19 protein-coding genes are annotated in these 18,906 nt (G+C 38.7%); 12 read left to right on the top strand and 7 right to left on the bottom strand.

Annotation, left to right across the window (positions count from 1 at the left end; genetic code table 11):
- Positions 1–645: 645 nt before the first annotated feature.
- Positions 646–933 (top strand): AbrB/MazE/SpoVT family DNA-binding domain-containing protein, encoded by a 288-nt coding sequence (locus tag PPA04_RS05685; RefSeq protein WP_057784396.1) that lies wholly within the window; start codon positions 646–648, stop codon positions 931–933.
- A 4-nt stretch (positions 934–937) separates the two neighbouring features.
- Positions 938–1,279 (top strand): type II toxin-antitoxin system PemK/MazF family toxin, encoded by a 342-nt coding sequence (locus tag PPA04_RS05680; RefSeq protein ID WP_057784415.1) that lies wholly within the window; start codon positions 938–940, stop codon positions 1,277–1,279.
- A gap of 527 nt (positions 1,280–1,806) precedes the next feature.
- Here PPA04_RS05680 and rlmD read toward each other — a convergent pair.
- Positions 1,807–3,249 (bottom strand): 23S rRNA (uracil(1939)-C(5))-methyltransferase RlmD, encoded by a 1,443-nt coding sequence (gene rlmD / locus PPA04_RS05670; protein ID WP_057784398.1) that lies wholly within the window; start codon positions 3,247–3,249, stop codon positions 1,807–1,809.
- A 40-nt stretch (positions 3,250–3,289) separates the two neighbouring features.
- Positions 3,290–3,754 carry an 8-oxo-dGTP diphosphatase gene (locus tag PPA04_RS05665; protein WP_057784399.1) on the bottom strand — a complete coding sequence of 155 codons (465 nt, stop codon included), beginning with the start codon at positions 3,752–3,754 and terminating at the stop codon, positions 3,290–3,292.
- A gap of 142 nt (positions 3,755–3,896) precedes the next feature.
- Here PPA04_RS05665 and PPA04_RS05660 point away from each other — a divergent pair, with 142 nt between their 5' ends.
- The 3 genes from PPA04_RS05660 (at position 3,897) to PPA04_RS05650 (ending at position 6,681) form a co-directional block, all read left to right on the top strand.
- A complete protein-coding gene (locus PPA04_RS05660; RefSeq protein WP_229923085.1) occupies positions 3,897–4,781 on the top strand; it encodes an NAD(P)-dependent oxidoreductase in 885 nt (294 codons plus the stop codon).
- Positions 4,782–4,847: 66 nt separating this feature from the next.
- Positions 4,848–6,065, top strand: coding sequence for a multidrug effflux MFS transporter (locus PPA04_RS05655; RefSeq protein WP_057784401.1), 1,218 nt, complete (start codon positions 4,848–4,850; stop codon positions 6,063–6,065).
- A 76-nt stretch (positions 6,066–6,141) separates the two neighbouring features.
- Complete coding sequence (locus PPA04_RS05650; protein ID WP_057784402.1) at positions 6,142–6,681, top strand: hypothetical protein; 540 nt, start codon at positions 6,142–6,144, stop codon at positions 6,679–6,681.
- Between the two features lie 83 nt (positions 6,682–6,764).
- Here the strand turns inward: PPA04_RS05650 and PPA04_RS05645 are convergent, their stop codons facing one another.
- Positions 6,765–7,700 (bottom strand): glycosyltransferase family 2 protein, encoded by a 936-nt coding sequence (locus PPA04_RS05645; RefSeq protein WP_057784403.1) that lies wholly within the window; start codon positions 7,698–7,700, stop codon positions 6,765–6,767.
- A 169-nt stretch (positions 7,701–7,869) separates the two neighbouring features.
- Here PPA04_RS05645 and PPA04_RS05640 point away from each other — a divergent pair, with 169 nt between their 5' ends.
- The 4 genes from PPA04_RS05640 to PPA04_RS05625 all read left to right on the top strand — a co-directional run bounded on the left by PPA04_RS05640 (position 7,870) and on the right by PPA04_RS05625 (position 12,454).
- The gene (locus PPA04_RS05640; protein ID WP_057784404.1) at positions 7,870–8,514 is read left to right on the top strand and encodes an ABC transporter ATP-binding protein; all 645 of its coding nucleotides are present in this window, start codon (positions 7,870–7,872) and stop codon (positions 8,512–8,514) included.
- 2 nt (positions 8,515–8,516) lie between these two features.
- Positions 8,517–9,290 (top strand): ABC transporter permease, encoded by a 774-nt coding sequence (locus PPA04_RS05635; protein WP_057784405.1) that lies wholly within the window; start codon positions 8,517–8,519, stop codon positions 9,288–9,290.
- A 114-nt stretch (positions 9,291–9,404) separates the two neighbouring features.
- Complete coding sequence (locus PPA04_RS05630; protein ID WP_057784406.1) at positions 9,405–10,847, top strand: APC family permease; 1,443 nt, start codon at positions 9,405–9,407, stop codon at positions 10,845–10,847.
- A gap of 176 nt (positions 10,848–11,023) precedes the next feature.
- Entirely contained in the window at positions 11,024–12,454 is a 1,431-nt protein-coding gene (locus PPA04_RS05625) for a C69 family dipeptidase (protein ID WP_057784407.1), read from the top strand.
- A 166-nt stretch (positions 12,455–12,620) separates the two neighbouring features.
- Here PPA04_RS05625 and PPA04_RS05620 read toward each other — a convergent pair whose 3' ends face one another.
- Genes PPA04_RS05620 through PPA04_RS05610 form a run of 3 tightly spaced genes read right to left on the bottom strand, consistent with a single transcriptional unit; the run spans position 12,621 to position 14,225 of the window.
- On the bottom strand, positions 12,621–13,493 hold the full coding sequence (locus PPA04_RS05620) for an ATP-binding cassette domain-containing protein (RefSeq protein ID WP_147206749.1): 873 nt from the start codon (positions 13,491–13,493) through the stop codon (positions 12,621–12,623).
- Positions 13,475–13,951, bottom strand: coding sequence for an ABC transporter transmembrane domain-containing protein (locus tag PPA04_RS05615; protein ID WP_229923086.1), 477 nt, complete (start codon positions 13,949–13,951; stop codon positions 13,475–13,477). Before PPA04_RS05615 ends, PPA04_RS05620 begins: the two co-directional genes overlap by 19 nt.
- Positions 13,932–14,225, bottom strand: coding sequence for a hypothetical protein (locus PPA04_RS05610; protein WP_057784410.1), 294 nt, complete (start codon positions 14,223–14,225; stop codon positions 13,932–13,934). Before PPA04_RS05610 ends, PPA04_RS05615 begins: the two co-directional genes overlap by 20 nt.
- 203 nt (positions 14,226–14,428) lie before the next feature.
- Here PPA04_RS05610 and PPA04_RS05605 point away from each other — a divergent pair, with 203 nt between their 5' ends.
- Positions 14,429–15,004 (top strand): hypothetical protein, encoded by a 576-nt coding sequence (locus PPA04_RS05605; RefSeq protein ID WP_068806670.1) that lies wholly within the window; start codon positions 14,429–14,431, stop codon positions 15,002–15,004.
- Positions 15,005–15,088: 84 nt separating this feature from the next.
- On the opposite strand, the gene PPA04_RS05600 is transcribed toward PPA04_RS05605, so the two are convergent.
- On the bottom strand, positions 15,089–15,700 hold the full coding sequence (locus PPA04_RS05600) for a C40 family peptidase (RefSeq protein ID WP_057784412.1): 612 nt from the start codon (positions 15,698–15,700) through the stop codon (positions 15,089–15,091).
- Between the two features lie 126 nt (positions 15,701–15,826).
- Between PPA04_RS05600 and PPA04_RS05595 the strand changes: the two genes are divergently transcribed.
- Complete coding sequence (locus tag PPA04_RS05595) at positions 15,827–18,205, top strand: ATP-dependent DNA helicase (RefSeq protein WP_057784413.1); 2,379 nt, start codon at positions 15,827–15,829, stop codon at positions 18,203–18,205.
- A 322-nt stretch (positions 18,206–18,527) separates the two neighbouring features.
- The coding region (locus PPA04_RS05590; protein WP_280530878.1) for a Na+ dependent nucleoside transporter N-terminal domain-containing protein at positions 18,528–18,906 on the top strand (379 nt) is incomplete at its 3' end.

Here is an 18,906-nt window from a genome sequence, read left to right as displayed (position 1 = left end):
AATATACTGCGCTGGATGGGGGTATCAAAATATTAGTATAAGTAAACTTTGTATAAGCATTTACATTAGCTCAAACATGAGTTGCCATGGGATCTGTTGCTTTACCAAAAAACAGAAATGGAAATAATCATCATGCTCAAAGACGAAAATATAATTTATAACGGAAATACTGCTGTTTGGGCCATAATCAATAACAAGCTTGTCGCGGTGTTAATTACTGCCCCGAACTTGAGACAACAACGTTATGGCAATCAAACAAGAAAATCAAATTAATGCCAAAAAAAACTAAACTTGTCGATTTTTCCGTATGATATATGCTTGCACCAATACCACTTTAACAGTCCATCTTTAAAATGTCCATTCAGTCATACGGCGATTTTTAATTTGCACGTATAAACATGGATAGAGAATTGAACGTAATTGATTCTTATTCAGAAATCATTAACGCATTCGTGGCTGGCAATAACACGTGAGACAAAGTTTTTTATTTATTTAACGGTGTGTAAGGCAATGATCACTTCTGAGGTACGTTAATGTTATGAAAGTGTCTATTATTAAGCTGACGGACAAACAAAATTGAGAGAACATGATATAATGTATGAAGTAAGACGTCTTACAATTTCAAGGATGAGGAGGCATTAAATAATGGATAATATACTAAGTAAATCTGCTAAACTATCAAGCCGTGGACAAGTTGTTATTCCAGTTGAAATTCGGAATAAAATGCAACTATCTACTGGTGATGAAATTGCGTTTACGCAAACTAATGATGGCGACATAACCATTACTAAACTGCCCACTCGCTTAGAATGGGGAGATCTAATCAAAAACATCCCAACTGAAGTTGTCGATATTGATGAAAATGGACATTATGACCCTAAGAAAAGTCCTGATTTTGACAAATGGATGAAAGAAGATGATTCTGATCTCTAGAGTCATGAAGATTTTCATTGCAAATGTGTCATTTGATGAGCAGCCAAATACTACAAAGCGTAGACCTGCTCTAGTCGTTGCGTACAATAATCAGTACGTAACGGCTTTTAAAATTACATCAAAATTTGGTAGTAAATCAAGATCAATTCAAAGTACCTATTTTCCCATCCTTGAATGGAAAAAGGCGGGTTTGTACAAAGCATCATATGTTGATACACACAAACTCTACCAAATTTCGGCCAATGCCGTGTTCAAACGGCCACCAATCGGCGAATTAACGTCAAATGACGTCGCAAGACTAAAATTATTTATACAAAAGCCGACTAACATTAGTGATGAATCATAATTCGACGAAATTATGATTCACCACTTTTTTATTTTGGTAAAGTGGTAATTCATACGCTCGTAAAATACTATTTAGAGTCGTTTTAAATATGTTAACTGTTGCCAAGTACCATCCATCAAACATCAGCATTCTTTATCAACGAAAAAAGCAATCTTTTAGTGAATTCAACACTAAGAAGATTGCAGTAGCAGCAATGGACCGTTTGATCAGGACCATTTTCCACCTAATTAAAAATAATGAATTATATGATTCACTGAAATTCTCACCAGAAAAGTAAATGATTAATTCATTTATTGATATTCTAACATCTCAAAAATTTATTAATACCAGACGCACTATTTGTTGTACATTAAATCGAACATTTAAGCCAATAAAATTACAACCTCAACTTCAAGTAACCGCTGATAAAAAAAGGAAAACCTATTAACTAAAGGTTTTCCTTGACTAATGGTAGAGGTAGACAAACTAGAAACATAGCTGTACCACGCCTATATCAAGTTTATTGCAACTCTTTTTATGCTTTTAAATTAATGTCGACGTGTGAACTTCACAACCGCTTCACAACGGGCAGTTTGTGGAAACATATCAATTGATTGAATGTAATCGACAATGTAAGTTTTTGTTAATTGCGCCAGATCTCGTGCTAACGTAGATGGATTGCATGAAATGTAAACAAATCGTTCTGGCTTGCTAGTCAAGATGGTTTGAATCAAGACATCATCTAATCCAGTTCTTGGTGGATCAACTACCAGGGCATCGGGATGGAAGCCTTCTGCCATCCATTGAGGTAAAACTTCTTCAGCTTTACCAACTTGATACTTAGCATTGGTAATGCCGTTTAATTTGGCGTTTTCATTGGCATCTTCAATTGATTCCGGGATAATATCCATCCCCCGAACTTCTTTTGCCTGAGCGGCTAAAGACAGGCCAATTGTTCCCACACCAGAATAGGCATCAACTAAGTTATCATTTGGTGAAAGTTCAAGTGCTTTGCGAGCTTCATCATACAGTTTTGCGGTTTGATAAGGGTTTAATTGATAAAAAGCCCGTGCAGATAAATTGAAGGTCAGATCTTCTAGCTTATCCTGAATAAAAGTTTTACCGGCTAACAAAGTGGTGTCATCACCCCAAACAAGGGATGTTTTTCCCTTGTTGACGTTTTGCATGTAAGAAACAATTTCCGGAAACCGTTTCTGAAGTTCAGTAATCAAGTCGCGTTTGTGGGGCAACTTAGTGGAGTTAGTAATAAAGACTAATTGAACTTCATTAGTAGCAACCGCAACCCGGACGACAATCGTTTTAACGATACCTGAACCATGTTCTTCATCATAAATAGGAACTTGGTAAGCTTCCAGCAATTCAACGACACGGCGCATGACTTTCATTATCAGTGGATGTTGAACACTGCACGTAGGTAAATCAACTAAGTCATGACTGTTTTCTTTATATAAACCAGCAGCTACTTTGCCATCCAAAACACGCACTTGGAACTGGGCCTTGTTACGGTATTCGTAGGGGTTATCCATCCCAATTGTGGGTAACAGTTTGTAGTACTTATAACCAGATGGGCGGTACTTTTCTAAAGCTTGACGTACAACGTCTTGCTTAAACTCTAATTGGGCTGGATAAGATAAATGTTCTAGCTCGAATCCACCGACTTCATCAGCAAATGGGTCACGTGGTTCTACACGATTAGGACTCTTCTGGCGAATTGTGTGGAGTTTTGCGATCATGTAACGGGGATGAATTTCGGTAACTGTGGCGGTAACCACTTCGTCAGGAAGAGCACCCTTCACAAAACAAATAGTATGTTTGAAATAGCCAATCCCTTCACCATTAATGCCTAAGCGTTTGATGGTTAAAGGAATTCGTTGACCGATTGGAATGGATTCCTGGACAGTTTCACGTTGCGGACGGCCTTGATGCGAATTTCTTTGATTTTGATAATGTGAATTATGATTATTGTTCATGGTGTTTCCTTTCTATTTTGAGACACGTTTAACTAAGCATTTATTCAACTCGTTTGATGGATTGACCATTATAATCTTGGTAATAAAGTTCTGAAACGTCATAACTTTTGAAGACTTGAAGTAGATCGAAAAAGTCATCAACAGCCTGGGCTTGTTTGACTTGATAAGGATCTTCCCAGAAAACGTCGCCTTCTTTGGAACTTTGTAAAGAACCTTTGAACTGATTAGTTCGAAACAAAAGCACGATGTAGCGCACATCTTTTTGAGCCATAAATTGTTTAACACCGATTAATTGCGGATTCTGGATTTGGAGATTGGTTTCTTCATAAACCTCACGGGTTGCTGATTCTACAAAGGATTCACCGGGATTTACATGCCCGCCTGGAAAAGTGATGCCAGTCCAGTTTTTGTTGAGTCGATTTTCAAGTAAGACTTTTTTGTTGTCCGGATCTTCTACCATAACAAGGTTGGTTAAAATAGTTTTTTCAGGTAAATGTAGTGACATGGATTGCATTCCTCCAAGTAACGATCTTATGGTCTATCATACCAGAAATCGGGGATGAAAATTTACTTTGCTAAATCTAAATGGTGTAATTTTCGCAAAAAAATGCGTATGATGTGATTGTAAAACTTAGGAGATGGCAAATTTGAAAAAAATTGGCTTTATTGGAACTGGTGTTATGGGCAGTGGCATTATCAAAAACATGTTAAAGGCCGGTTATGCGGTGACCGTGTTTAACCGAACAAAAGCACATGCCGATCCAGTTGTAAAAGCCGGGGCAACTTGGGTGCAGTCACCTAAGAAAGTGGCTCAGGACAGTGAGATTGTCTTTACCATGGTCGGTTTTCCTCAAGACGTTGAAGAAGTCTATTTTGGCGATAACGGAATTTTTGCGGGGACAACAGCTGGTCAAATGGTGGTCGATATGACAACCAGCACGCCAACCTTAGCAAAAAAAATTGGTGCTTACGGTAAAGAACATCAAATTCAAGTTTTGGATGCGCCAGTTTCTGGTGGTGATATCGGTGCGCAAAAAGGGACCCTAACCATCATGGTCGGTGGTGATAAATCGGCCTATGAAGGCTTACAACCAATTTTTAAGGCAATTGGTCAACAGGTTAATTACTTTGGTTTAGCAGGCTCGGGGCAACATGCGAAGATGGCAAATCAAATTATGATTGCGGGAACGATGACTGGAATGAGTGAAATGCTGGTTTACGCACAAGCGGCCGGACTTGATTTGCCAAAAGTTCTCCAAACATTGGAAAGCGGCGGTGCGGATAACTGGAGTATGGAAAACTATGCCCCTCGAATCTTAAAAGATGACTACACACCGGGCTTCTTTGCCAAACATTTCTTGAAAGATTTGCGGATTGCACTAAACGAGGCCGACAAAATGCATTTAAATTTGCCAGCTACTGATGCTGCTCGCAATTTATACGCTCGTTTGGTAGATGAAAAGAGCCTAGGAAACAATGGCACGCAAGCATTAGTCAAACTCTGGTGGAAAGACGGGAAATTACCAAGCTAATTTGGTTTTTTTGCCTCAGTTCGGTACACTAGGCTTTGAAGCTATTTCAAAGCAGGAGTTGTATCCATGAAAAATGAACAAATTTCAAAGGATCGGAAACTCTGGTTAACCTTTTTTCTTGGCTTGATCAGTGCAACCGGTCCTTTATCTTTAGATATGTATTTACCGGCCTTACCAACCATGCAAACCGCTTTTCGTACCCAAACATCCGTGATTCAGATGAGTATCACCTTTTGTCTAATTGGATTGGCAGTGGGTCAATTAATTGTGGGTCCGCTAAGTGATCATTTTGGCCGGCGCATGCCACTATCAATTGGTTTTGCTGTTTTTGCGTTAACCTCAATTTTAATTATATTTGTCCACTCAATCGAAGCTTTTTTAATCCTACGCTTTATTCAAGGGTTAGCTGGATCTGCCGGACAAGTGCTATCCAGAGCGGTTGCCCGTGATTTGTTCTCTGGTAAAGAGCTGACCAAATTTTTTGCCCTATTAATGGGAGTGAACGGCGTGTTTCCTATTATTTCACCAATTATCGGCGGATTTCTCCTGAACTTTATGACCTGGCGTGGCATATTTGGATTGTTGACAATTATCGGTATTTTGGTTGTTATCGGAATCTGGTTAACTCTACAAGAAACCTTACCTGAGAGCTTAAGAAGTAAAGAAAGTATTTTTCAAGGATTCAAATCAATGGGAGCGATGTTCACCAAACGCGACTTTATGTTGATTGCGTTAATTCAGGGCCTTGTTTTTGGTGCCTTATTTAGTTATATCTCGGCCTCATCCTTTGTGTTTCAAAACTTCTTTCATCTATCCGCTCAACAGTTTAGTTTACTGTATGCTTTAAATGGATTAGGAATCATTATTGGTAATAACATTCCGGCTTATCTCACTGCCAAACTTACTAACTTTCAGGTTTTGGGCAGTTCTTTAATCTTAGGAGCCATTTCAGCAGTCGTGATGTTAGGTAGTTTAGGGGTCACACCTAATATGTTCTTGGTGGCGGTTCCGTTATTTGTGATCGTGATTTGTATTGGTGTCGTGAACACAATAGCCACATCGATTGCAATGAACAGTCAGGATAAGAATTCAGGTAGTGCATCCGCCGTTTTGGGACTACTGATGAATATTGTGGGAGGTGTTTTCACACCGCTTGCGGGAGCGTTAGGCGCAAGTAGTTATGCACCCATGGCCGTTTTGATTTTTGTAAGTGAAATAGGAGGTTTAATTTTATTTGCCATTTTGCTTAAATTCAAAAAAATGGATAAGAGTCCTGAAAAATAGGCGTTTGTTAACTTAATTTTAACTTCAAATTTGGAAGCAATTGTAGTACAATTAAGTTAAAAGCGAGGTGGAAAATATGGCAAAAGATATCAAAGCAGATGAATACATAACAGGTTCCGAAGTTGTTCACAAAGTCGAACGAATCGGGAGTTTAGCTACATTAGGTAACTGGGCAAAAGAAATGGAACGGATGGGTCATAAATTCCAACATGATGGTCGAGGACGGCGAATTTATGCCGATGCTGACATGAAACTCTTGCAACAGATGAATGATTTACTTGGTGATCGTCACACCTTAAAACAAGCTGTGGATGTTACTTTGGGAATCACTGATAAAGAGGCTGCGGATAAGGCTAAAGCTGCAAAGGATGAAAAAACACCAGCAGTGATTGATACAAAAATGTTGCAAGCCCAAAACAAAGATTTGTCCGAAATCAAAGAAATGTTGGCGCAATTAGTTAAACAAAACCAACAGTATCATGAAGAAAATGTTCAATTACAAGAAAAAGTAACTGAATTGACTGAAATGACTAAGAAAAATGAACAGCTATTACAAGAACCACCAAAGAAAAAATCATGGTGGAAACGACACTTCGGTTCATCAGATGAAGATTAGTTAGGTAAAACTTAAAAAGGCGTTTGGAATTGGGTATGTACGATCACACCAATTCCAAACGCCTTTTTTGCAATTTTAAAGAGTTATTTCTTTTCATTAATGACATAAATTGGCCGGTGTTTGCTTTCGGAATAAATCCGACCAATATAATTACCTAAAATACCTAGACAAAATAGTTGAATACCACCGATGAACAGAATCATGGCTGCTAATGACGGCCAACCAGTTGTTGGATCACCAAAGAAAATCGTTCTAAAGATAATGAAAATAATTGCTAAAACTGAGACGACGCAGGCAAAAATTCCCACAAAACTAGCAATCGCCAATGGCGCTGCTGAAAAATCGATGATAGCTTCTAATGAATATTCGAAAAGTTGCCAAAGTGACCATGAAGTCGTACCAGCTACTCGTTCGCGATTTTCGAAATCGAGATACTTGGTTTTGAAACCAACCCAGCTGAAGATTCCCTTAGAAAACCGGTTAACTTCGGGCATGCTGAGCACGGTATTAACCACTTTGCGTGTCATCACACGATAGTCGCGCGCATTGGGAATAATTTCAACTTTAGAAATTTTGTTGATAAATTTGTAGAATAGGTTCGATAAAAATGAGCGAAATGCAGGTTCACCTTCACGACCTATACGGCGGGTGCCGATTGTGTCATAGTCACCAGTGCTCAATTCTTGTAACATTTGGGGTAGTAATTCAGGTGGATCCTGAAGGTCAACATCCATTAATCCCACAATTTCGCCGGTTGCGGCTTGTAGACCAGCATAAATGGCTGATTCTTTGCCAAAGTTACGTGAAAAAGACACGAAATGAGCAACATCAGGATACTGTTTGTTTAGTTTTTTAAGTTCACTTAAGGTCGCGTCTGATGAACCATCATCGATGAACCACAATTCTAAGGCATAGTTTTGCATTTCAGGTTTCTGAAAAATTTTAGCCATTGCATTGAAGTAAATTGGTACAGATTCTTGTTCATTAAAACACGGGACGATCATTGATACAGTTTGCATTGATTAAAAACTCCTCCCACTACTTTCTCTCAAATTATAACATTTAGAGGCAGGGTAAGTACAAAGCTTTCTAATTTATAACGATTATAATGTATAATGTTGGTGAATCAACTTTCTTTGACTGTAGATTTAATCTGAAAATTGAAACCAAGTAATGGGGGATGACAGTATGAAACCAATTCTAGAACTTCATCATGTGGGTTATCAAGTTGAACAAAATCAAATTTTACAGGATATATCATTAACTGTGGCTACCCAGGATTACATCACGCTCACAGGGCCGTCAGGTAGTGGAAAAAGTACCTTACTCCGTATTATTGCGTCGCTGCTGACAGCTACGCAAGGTGACATCTTATTTAAAGATCAAAACATTGCTGAAATGGATCCGATTCAATATCGTCGCCAAGTTTCTTACTGTTTTCAACAGCCTACTTTGTTTGGAAAAACTGTTGCTGACAATTTAGACTTTCCATTTCAGATTCGCCAAACCACACCTGACGTTGAAAAACAAAAAGCGGCTTTAACAGTTGTCGGATTGCCAGAAAACTATTTGGATAAACGCATTACGGAACTTTCAGGCGGTGAAAAGCAGCGAGTGGCCATGATTCGTAACATTATGTATGTGCCGGATATTTTATTGCTGGACGAGGTGACTGTTGGTTTAGATGAAGAAAATAAACGCATCGTTAATGAGTTAATCGAACATTTTCATAAGGATCATCAGGTGACCATTTTGTCGATCACCCATGATGCGGCGGAATTAAAGCAGGCAAGTCGGTTATTAACAATTACCAAGGGCAGATTGGAGGCATAAAAATGAATTTAGATGTGAATAATTGGTCGCTTACCTTAGCCATGTTATTAGTAATGATTGCGCTGTGGATTGGTTATCGTGAAAAACTAGGTATTGATCGTGAAATTATTATTGGTGTCATTCGGGCAGTCATTCAACTGTTTGTTGTTGGTTATTTGTTGAAGTATATTTTCAAAGTGAACAACGTTATTTTGACGTTGGCGATGTTGCTCATCATTATTTTTAATGCATCTTGGAATGCTCAGAAACGTAGCAACGGGATGACTAACGCATTACTTATTTCGTTTGTCGCCATTTTAGTCAGCACAGGAGTGACACTGGGTGTCTTAATTTTATCGGGAGCCATCAAACTGATTCCATCGCAAGTTATTCCAATTTCAGGCATGATTGCTAGCAATTCCATGGTGGCAATTGGTCTTAGTTATCGCAGTATGAACACGCAGTTTCGCGATCAACGGCAGAGTGTGTTAGAACGACTAGCACTGGGTGGTTCACTGCGGGATGCGTCGATTGGCATTTTGCGGGAAAGTATCAAAACGGGGATGGCCCCAACCATTGATTCTGCAAAAACGGTTGGGATCGTGAGTTTGCCGGGGATGATGTCCGGTTTGATTTTTGCAGGTGTTGATCCAGTGCATGCGATTAAGTACCAAATTATGGTGACATTTATGTTACTGTCGGCCACGAGCTTAGGATCTGTGATTGCTTGTTATATGGCATATCGCAATTTTTATAACTCGCGAAAACAGCTTAAAGACCTAGCGTCAGAAAAATAATAAAAAAATGAGAGTGAAATTAGTGACTTGTGAAAACGCTCACTAACTTCACATGAACCGCTTACAGTTCTCTACTATAATTAAGAAAATAAATATAATGGGGAGCTGGTTAAATTGGGAGACACGAATGTAAGTACAAAGCAGTTTCGCTGGTTTACGATTGCTTTAATCGCGTTTAACACTGTTTGGGGATTTAACAACGTTGTGAATAATTATGCGCAACAAGGTGCATCCGTGATTACGTCATGGGTTATTATTCTGATTATTTACTTTATCCCCTACACATTGATGGTTGGACAGTTGGGATCCACCTTCAAGAAAAGTGGGGGTGGTGTGAGTTCTTGGATTGATGAAACATCAACCCGAGGGTTAGCTTACTTTGCGGCATGGACGTATTGGGTAGTTCATGTGCCTTATTTAGCACAAAAGCCACAGAATGTTTTAATTGCAATCAGTTGGGCGTTTACTGGAGCTGGAACCTACTTTAGTCATTTTTCAACAGCTATTTTTTCAATTTTATGTTTGATTGTTTTTCTATTTTTCATGTGGGTTGCTTCAAAGGGAATTACCACACTGGGTGTAATTGCGACATTGGCTGGATTAGCCACATTTGTAATGTCCATCCTGTTTATCTTTTTAGCGATTGCTGCGCCACATTTACCAAATGTAACGGCCGCAACACCGCATTTGACAAGTGTCAAAACGTATATTCCAAACTTTAATTTCGGTTACTTTACCACTTTATCGATGTTGGTATTGGCTGTTGGTGGTTCGGAAAAAATTGCGCCATATGTTAACAAAACGCGTAATGCTTCAAGAGAGTTTCCACTCGGAATGATCATTTTAGCAGTCCTAGTTGGAATTTGTGCAATTGTAGGTTCAATTGGAATGGCGATTATTTTCAATAGTAACGCAATTCCTAAGGATTTAATGATGAACGGAGCTTACAGTGCTTTCCAGCGATTGGGTCAATATTATCACATTGGAAACAGCCTGATGATTACGTATGGGCTGACAAATTCGATAGGTCAAATTGCTGCGTTAATCGTTTCAATTGATGCGCCTCTTCGAATTTTGCTTTCTGGGCATAATGACCAGTATGTGCCAAAATCATTGATGAAACTCAATAAACACGGTGTTTTCATTAATGGTTACAAGATGACTGGTGTGCTGGTTGGTATTCTAATTATGGTTCCTGCATTAGGAATTAAAAACATCCAAGAACTGTATAATTGGCTTTTAAATCTAAATTCAATTGTTATGCCGCTTCGTTATCTGTGGGTGTTTGTTGCCTTTATGTTGTTGAGTAAGCACATGACGAAATTCCATTCCGATTATCGGTTTGTGAAGAACAAGACGATTGGTTGGTTACTAGGTTTTTGGTGTTTCATTTTTACCGCTTTTGTCTGTGTTTTGGGTATGGTACCAAAGATTAGTTTTTCAGCTAATCCACACAGCTGGTTCTTACAATTAGGGATGAATATTGTGACACCAATTGTTTTAATTGCACTTGGTTTGATCATGCCAATGATTGCAAGACGAAATAAAAATAAATAAGTAGACTTTTGATAAGTTTGTCACGCAAATTAATTGTGGACAAACTTATTTTATTCACCAAGATGTGAAAGATTGGTAAATCGGTCCTGAATATGAAGCAGGATCTCAGTGACTTATTTTTAGGCTTGCTTTCTGGTAGAATGGGCATATTAACACAGAAATGGAGACGATGAAACATGAACAAAGTAACCAGCATGTGTACATCAGTTTTAGTGGGGAAAAAGGCCAGTTTAGATGGCTCAACCATGATCGCTCGAAATGAGGATCGGTACTTACCCATTCATCCGAAAAAATTTTATATGCATCCAGCCGTTCAAGGGCAAAAAGTGGGTTTGAAATCACAATTAAATGGATTTGAAGCTCAATTGCCAGAAAATGGCTATCGGTACACGGCAACTCCGGATGCTGATCCGAGTCAATTACACGAAGGTGTGAATGATGAGAGTGGGATTAATGAAAAAAACGTAGCCGTGAGTGCCACTGAAAGCACTTATGGTAACGAACGGACATTAGCTTATGATCCGTTACTCGAAGATGGTTTAGGCGAAGACTCGTTGGAAACTATGGTCCTTCCCTATGTCGATTCCGCAAAAGCAGGGGTTAAGCGGCTTGGAGATTTAATTGCCAAATATGGGTCCAATGCCGGAAACAGTATTTTATTTAGTGATAAAAATGATGTGTGGTATATGGAAATTGTCACGGGTCATTACTGGGTCGGCCAACGCCTTCCGGATGATGCCTATGCGGTGGCTGCCAATGAAGTGGCTATTCAGCAAGTTGATTTTGATGATCCTAACAACTTTATGTGGGCCGATGGGATTCAGGAGTTCGTCGAAAAACATCACTTAAACGTGGATGATCAGGGATGGAACTTCCGTCATATTTTTGGTACGTTTAATGAAAAAGACCGTCATTACAATACGCCACGGGTTTGGTATGCTCAAAAATATCTAAATCCCGAAATTGAACAGGATCCAGAATCTGGTGAATTACCATTTATCTGTCATACTGGTCACAAAATTTCGGTGGAAGATGTTGAATTCATTTTAGGTTCCCACTACAACGAAACACAGTTTGATCCACTGGCACCTGGCGAAAGTGCGGACAAATATCGTTACCGGCCAATTTCAATGAATAGAACGCAAAATTCGCATGTTTTACAAATTCGCAACGGTGTCCCTGATGAGCTTTCTTCCATTTACTGGTTGAACTTCGGTGTCCCATCTTTCAGTCCTTATGTGCCGTTTTACAGTAACGCTACCGACACGGACGATACTTACAAGCACACTTCAATGAAGTTCAATTTCAATGATGCTTACTGGATGTACCGGTCGTTATCCATGATGGTTGAAAGTCATTATTTCCAGTTTGTGCAAAGTGACCGTGATTACTTAACTGCTATTCGCGAAACACAACGTCGTCATTTGGAAACGACTGATAACAAAGCAGCTGAACTTTCTGAACAGACTTTGATTGATTATTTAACTGCCCAGAACAAAGCCTTAGTCGCAGATATGCGTAAACAAACTGTTGATTTTATTGGCAGCCTTATGGTGCAGGGCGCCGGATTATCAAAGCTTACATTCAATATGGATAAGAATTTGTAATTGAAACGGACTAACTAAAAAAGAGGACGGCAAAAACATAGCTTTTGCCGTCCTCTTTATACTTCGCGAATATTATTTCTAAAACGTGAGGGAAAAGGCAGATTCTTCCGCCACAAGAATGGACATTGTCCGGAATCTGACTGCCTTTTTGCCACTCTCTTTTCTTTTACATTCTGATAATATCATCAAATAATTTCATGTTTTCTTGATGTGGGGTATGACTAACCATAATTACCGTTAAATTAGAATTAGTTAGTAAGTCGGCTTCAATTTTTGCAGCTGTTTTAGCATCAACTGAGGAAGTACTTTCATCCATTAAAATAATCTTGATATCGTGACGTAGTAAGCCTCTTGCCAGTGCTAGACGTTGTTTTTGACCACCGGACAAGTTAATTCCGTCTTCACCAACATTGATTTCTAGAAATTGTGGTGCATCCGCCAATGATTGAATTAGATTTGTTTCCACCAAAACCTGTGCCAGTGATTCCTCAGAAAAGTGATCTAACAATTGTAAGTTTTGCCGAACCGTTGCATTTAATAGCCGTGGTTGCTGATCCAAATAAAGAATACGACTTAGAATTGTTTGCTGGGAAAGGTCTTGATAGTTTTTGTCAAACAAAGAAAGGGTACCTGTAAAATCTGTATTGTAACCAGCGATTAGCTTTAAAAGTGTTAATTTACCTGTACCACTTGCACCAAGAATTAGGTACTTTTTTTGAGCAAGAAAAGTATAAGAAAAATTTCGAATTATTGGTTTATCCTGATATTTAAATGACACATTCAATGCTTGAATAGCAGCGACACTGGGTGCTAATGGCACGGTATTTTTTTCCTTTGATAGACGATCAGAAGGGATTAGTTGATCATATTTTCTGAACAGAGGTTTTACACCACGCATACTGCCTAGATAAGTACTCATGTTGCCTAAATTATTGAACACATTGCCAGATAAAGCACCAACCGCCATTAAAGTTCCAATCTTGACAAAGCCATGTAAGGCAAGAAAGCCACTAAGCCCAATCAAAAGAACTTGTGACAAGACGTTGCCGGTAAATCCGATGATTTGTACAATTGTTTGAGTTCGAGTGAGGTGGACATTCGCTTTTTAAGGTCTAAAGATGCTTTTTTAACGTGTTGAGTGACCATTGGAAGGGCAAACAAAGCATATAAAAAATTGAATCCGGATAAAACGTCTTCTACTTGAGAAACAAATTGTTCGTTTTCTTTGGTTAAAGCCTCATTTGAGTTCTGAAGTCGGCGATCCATAATTTTAGGTGCCAAAATAATAATGAATGCCATTACGATTGCCGTTAACGTTAAACTCCAATGGTAGGTAGTCAAAGTAATTAGAGCAAACGTGACACCAAAAACACCTTCGATGACAGTAAAGAGACTTTTAAGACCACTTGAATTGATAATCGTGATGTCATTGTTTAACCAGGATACATAAGCACCAGTATTCTTATTGTGAAATTCTTTATAAGATAATTTTTCGATTTTTTTTAGTGATATGGTGGCGAATTGAAATATCGATGTCTTGAATAACTACTTGAGTGTAATTAGCCACTAAGTAACTAAAGAAGATAACGGCTACCCAAACTAGTAAAAGAAATAAAATTTGGTAAAAAAAGTTTTTCAAATTATGTGCGACTAGTGCATTTAATGAATTAGCATTAAAAACAGACGCTAAAACAGTGAAAAGTTCGGTGATTGCCATTAAAAAAATTAAAAGTGCTACTTTTTGCCAGTTTGCTTTAAGATATTTCCCCATTATGAATCATTTCCTTTTCATGTTTGTCATCCTAGAACTATTTTAGCACAATGTTAAAAAACAAATGAGTAAATGATGAGAATGCCGATAAGCCAAAGCTGAACTTTCATAGAAAGCGTTATCACTTCAACGCTATCGTATTAAAATGAGGGTGAATTAATAGAAATGTTCAGATAGTTGATTGCATGAAAGAAGTGAGCAGTATGGTAGATAAGATTTATTTTGGTCGTCAACCAAGTTATGCCCCATTGATAAAAAGTCCAATTTGGGGTTTGATTGTCCTTTTTTTCTTAATGTCATTGTCAGTACCGCTTTGGATAGCTTTAGTTGCTGGAGTTGGTGTGATTCTGGCACTCCTTTTGGTTTATTATCCAACTTATATCTTCCATCTTTACGATCGGTGGATGATTTCAGAAAACGGTATTCGGTATTTGCCTATGAAAACATATGGTGAAAAGCTTCATATCATCCTTTTTCCTAAGCAAAATAATTTTAGAAGTATTCAGTTTGAAAACATCCAAACTGCACGCATTATTTCAAGGACAGAGGTAAAGGATTCTTCGGATGTGGTGGCGTTTGGTGCTTATATTCCGGAGGTCTTTATGCCCTGGATGCTTAAACCACATATTTTGGAGATTAAGCAGATGGATGGCAAACTTGTTTATTTAGATTTGTCTTGGGATTTTCGCAACAATAAACAAGCTACAAACAGCAAAATGATTCAGCTACAAAATATCTTCAAAAAAGAAAATAAAATTATCATGGATGTGGATCTTTAAATATAAAAACACAATAGACCAGGCATATATTGCTATTTTGCCTGGTCTATTGTGTTTTTTAAGTCTAATAAGTTATGCTGAAGTTTAATCCAAATCCGTTACGTGGGCATATCCAGCAATATAGGGTTTCCAATAAGATGCCATATAGCTTTCCTTAATGACACCACGATCTTGTGCATCTATCATTTGGTTATCGCCTGAAACTACGATTCCCACATGATCAATGGTGGCACCACCGTTATAACTGAAAAATACCAAGTCGCCCGGTTTTACATTACTATGCGAAACGTGATCAAAAGCGTTATATTGTGCTTGAGCGGTTCGAGGCAATGTTTTATTGAGCGCGTTTTTGAAAATGTATTGTGTTAATCCTGAACAATCGAAAGTGTCTGGGCCAACCGCACCGTACACATAGCTTTTGCCAAGCTGTTTTTTAAGTAAGCTAATTAGATCGCTATACTTAGCTGTGCTAGTCTTGTCACTTGTAGCGGCTGTCTTTTCAGGCTTAGAATCAGCCTTAATTTGTTGACCCTTTTGTTTAAGACTAATAGTGGATAGTGTCCTTGTATGATTACTTGTTGCTTGAATTCCTTGGATAGGTTTAATGCTGTCCGCCGAAATGCTGGATTGGGCGAAGAAGATCGCCAAAAATGTTGTAAAGAATAGTAAAATGGGTAGTGCAGTTTTAGTTTTCATGTGAACTCCTTATTTTTTGAACTGATTTAATAATCATAACAAGCTAATATTACGAAACTTTAACAAAAATATTTTAAAAGTAAGTCTAGTTATTACAGAAACGGAATGGATGGAGGTGCGACACGAATGGCAGGCAATAAAATTGGAATTCGGCAATTGGTGGAGTTTGTTCTTCGTGCCGGCGACCTCAGTTCCAGTAGTAACAGCCAAAACACAGCCCTCGAAGGTGCTCGAATTCATCGCAAACTGCAAAAAACAGGCGGTGAAAACTATGAAAAAGAAGTCTACGTCAAACGCACAGTTTCGATGGCGGGGGAAGACTATGTGATTGATGGCCGGGCCGATGGTGTCATTCAAACTAACGATAGTTTAGTGATTGAAGAAATTAAAACATCGGATCCTGATTTTGAAGATTTGTCGGAAAACACACTCACACTTTATTGGAGTCAGGTCAAAGTTTATGGGGCAATTCTGACGCACGATTTAGATATGCCCGAAGTGACGTTGAGACTGACCTATTACCAGCGAACAACTGACAAAATCACGCAAAATGAACATGTGTATAAGCGTGAAGACCTACAAGACTTTTTTGATGGTCTGATTGAGGAATACCGTAGTTGGCTTGTCATGCGTAGCGATTGGCGTAAGAAACGCAACGAAAGTATCAAACAATTGGCCTTTCCGTTTGATGAATATCGCAATGGTCAGCGTGATTTAGCGGTTGCGGTGTATAAAACAGTCGCCCTAAAAAAACGCCTTTTTGTTGAAGCTCCAACTGGAACAGGTAAAACTATCTCAACTTTGTTTCCCGCCGTTAAAGCCATGGGCGAAGGATTGAGCGATCGGCTATTTTATCTTACTGCCAAACAAAGTACGCGAAGTGTCGCTGAAAAAGGGATCCAACTCATGGTGGATAAAGGTCTGCAGATTAAAAGCATTACACTGACCGCCAAAGATAAGATTATTTTTCCTGAGGAGGTTGATGTGGCTCCTGAAGATAATCCTTACATGATTGGCTATTATGATCGTTTGAAGGACGGCATTCGGGATGTGTTTGAGCACGAAAACCAAATTACGCGTCCCACAATTGAAAAATATGCCAAGAAACATACGCTGGATCCGTTCGAGTTTTCGCTAGACATTTCCACCTTTATGGACGTCATTATCTGCGATTACAATTATCTTTTTGATCCAATCGTGTATTTACAGCGCTTCTTCTCCCAACCGGATGACAGCAACTTTTTCTTGGTCGATGAAGCGCATAACTTAGTTTCACGATCGCGGGACATGTATACGGCCGAAGTTGATGATCGTGAGATTGATAATCTCTTAAAGGCTGCTAAGAATGCCAGCCAAAATGAAGATGTCCAGGGAATTTCAAACCAGCTAAAAAAAGTGCAAACCGTTTTTGACCAAGTTAAGTTACCTTTAGTTGAACAACATAAAACAAAGGCTGTGACCACTGAAGAACTGGATAGTTTTCGTCACGGATTAGAAAAATTCAATTCGTTTGTGTCGGACTGGTTAGCTAAACAAGAACCAACGCCGTTCACCTCCCAAATTTTGGATTTCTATTTCACCTTGTTAAGATACGTCAAAATTTCGGCGTTCTACGACGAAAGTTATCGCGTCATTGTCACGTTGAATGATGATGAAAGTGTGAGTGTGAAGGAATTGTGTTTGGATCCGAGTCCTTATTTGGATATGTCTCTTAAAATGGGCCGGGGCGTGGTTTTCTTTTCGGCCACGTTGTCGCCAATGGATTATTTCAAAGAAACTTTAGGCTGTGAAACGACTGGCTTAAGTTTGCAGTTAACCTCACCGTTTTTAGAACAGCGACAAAACATTTTGATCACACAGTATGTCAATACAACGTACAATCAACGGGATAAAAGCGTGCAAAGTATTGTCACTAGTATTTTTGAAATGGTTAACGCCAAAAAAGGAAACTATTTGATTTTTTGTCCCTCCTATAAATATATGACGCAAATTGAAAATGCATTTTTAGATCAGTATCAACAATTTAATGTGATTGAACAAAGCAATCAAATGGACGAAACGGCGCGGAAAGAATTTTTGGACGCGTTTGCGAAAAATTATCCCCATTCCTTGATTGGTTTCAGTGTGCTGGGCGGTATTTTTTCGGAGGGGATCGATTTAGTGGGCGATTACTTGATTGGCGTGGCGATTGTGAGCGTTGGGTTGCCAGGCTTGAGTGATGAGCGCAATTTGTTGCGTGATTATTTTAATGACAAAAATGGAAAAGGATTTGAATATGCGTATCAATTGCCGGGGATGAATCATGTGCTGCAAGCGGCAGGAAGGCTGATTCGCAGTAATGAGGATGCCGGTAACGTGTTGTTGATGGATAACCGCTTTGGTTCACGACGCTATACAAACCTGTTTCCTCGCCACTGGCAACATTATCAACGGGTGTATTCGGTCGATCAACTGGGCAAAAATATCAGTAATTTTTGGCAGAGACTGAGTGAAACAAAGAACTAAATGATTTAAATGAATTGTTTGAAGACTAAATAGCTTGCAAAATAGAAACTGGCTTAGCAACGAAATCTTTGTTGGTGCTTTAGCACTAACAAAAAGGTCGATCTTTAAGATTTTTTTGGCTTAAAGTTGTGTCCGTTGTGTTCCCGCCCAGGTTTCTAAGGAACAAGCTATTTAATCCCCAAACAATTCATTTTTTAGTTTAAACCAAGTTATTTAGGGGTTATCCATATTTCTTGTTTACAGGGGTCTACATAATCGGTATATTATAAAAGGACCGTTGCAATTATTGGGATTTATACATAGAAAGAGGGAGCCCGCAGACATGTATTTGCTTATTAATATTCTTGGTATTCTTGTTTTTATCGGCGTTGCATTTTTATTCTCCAAAGATAAGAAACACGTTGATTGGCGTTCAGTTATTACCATGTTGGTTATTAACGTCTTCTTGGCCTGGTTCTTAACTGGTTTTTCGATCGGTATTGATGGTGTTAAAGCCGCTGCTGATGCGTTTAACTGGATGGTTCAGATTTCCTATTCAGGGATCGGTTTTGCCTTGGCTAGCTGGGTAAACGTCAAACAAATGGATTTTGTGACAAGTTCCTTATTACCAATTTTGATGATTGTGCCATTGTTTGATATCTTGACTTACATTGGTTTCTTACCTTGGTTGATCAAATGGGTTGGCCGCGGATTAGCATTTA

The sequence above is a fragment of the Pediococcus parvulus genome (assembly GCF_007990205.1).
Taxonomy (GTDB): Bacteria; Bacillota; Bacilli; order Lactobacillales; family Lactobacillaceae; genus Pediococcus; species Pediococcus parvulus.
The sequence above is the reverse complement of the archived record's forward strand: the minus strand, read 5'-3'. Positions and strand labels throughout refer to the sequence as shown.

Bases quoted from the DNA above. Each gene is read 5' to 3' on its own strand.
- PPA04_RS05685 (WP_057784396.1), top strand. From the start codon at position 646: ATGGATAATATACTAAGTAAATCTGCTAAACTATCAAGCCGTGGACAA.
- PPA04_RS05680 (WP_057784415.1), top strand. From the start codon at position 938: ATGAAGATTTTCATTGCAAATGTGTCATTTGATGAGCAGCCAAATACT.
- rlmD (WP_057784398.1), bottom strand. From the start codon at position 3,249: ATGAACAATAATCATAATTCACATTATCAAAATCAAAGAAATTCGCAT.
- PPA04_RS05665 (WP_057784399.1), bottom strand. From the start codon at position 3,754: ATGTCACTACATTTACCTGAAAAAACTATTTTAACCAACCTTGTTATG.
- PPA04_RS05655 (WP_057784401.1), top strand. From the start codon at position 4,848: ATGAAAAATGAACAAATTTCAAAGGATCGGAAACTCTGGTTAACCTTT.
- PPA04_RS05650 (WP_057784402.1), top strand. From the start codon at position 6,142: ATGGCAAAAGATATCAAAGCAGATGAATACATAACAGGTTCCGAAGTT.
- PPA04_RS05645 (WP_057784403.1), bottom strand. From the start codon at position 7,700: ATGCAAACTGTATCAATGATCGTCCCGTGTTTTAATGAACAAGAATCT.
- PPA04_RS05640 (WP_057784404.1), top strand. From the start codon at position 7,870: ATGAAACCAATTCTAGAACTTCATCATGTGGGTTATCAAGTTGAACAA.
- PPA04_RS05635 (WP_057784405.1), top strand. From the start codon at position 8,517: ATGAATTTAGATGTGAATAATTGGTCGCTTACCTTAGCCATGTTATTA.
- PPA04_RS05625 (WP_057784407.1), top strand. From the start codon at position 11,024: ATGAACAAAGTAACCAGCATGTGTACATCAGTTTTAGTGGGGAAAAAG.
- PPA04_RS05610 (WP_057784410.1), bottom strand. From the start codon at position 14,225: ATGGGGAAATATCTTAAAGCAAACTGGCAAAAAGTAGCACTTTTAATT.
- PPA04_RS05605 (WP_068806670.1), top strand. From the start codon at position 14,429: ATGGTAGATAAGATTTATTTTGGTCGTCAACCAAGTTATGCCCCATTG.
- PPA04_RS05600 (WP_057784412.1), bottom strand. From the start codon at position 15,700: ATGAAAACTAAAACTGCACTACCCATTTTACTATTCTTTACAACATTT.
- PPA04_RS05595 (WP_057784413.1), top strand. From the start codon at position 15,827: ATGGCAGGCAATAAAATTGGAATTCGGCAATTGGTGGAGTTTGTTCTT.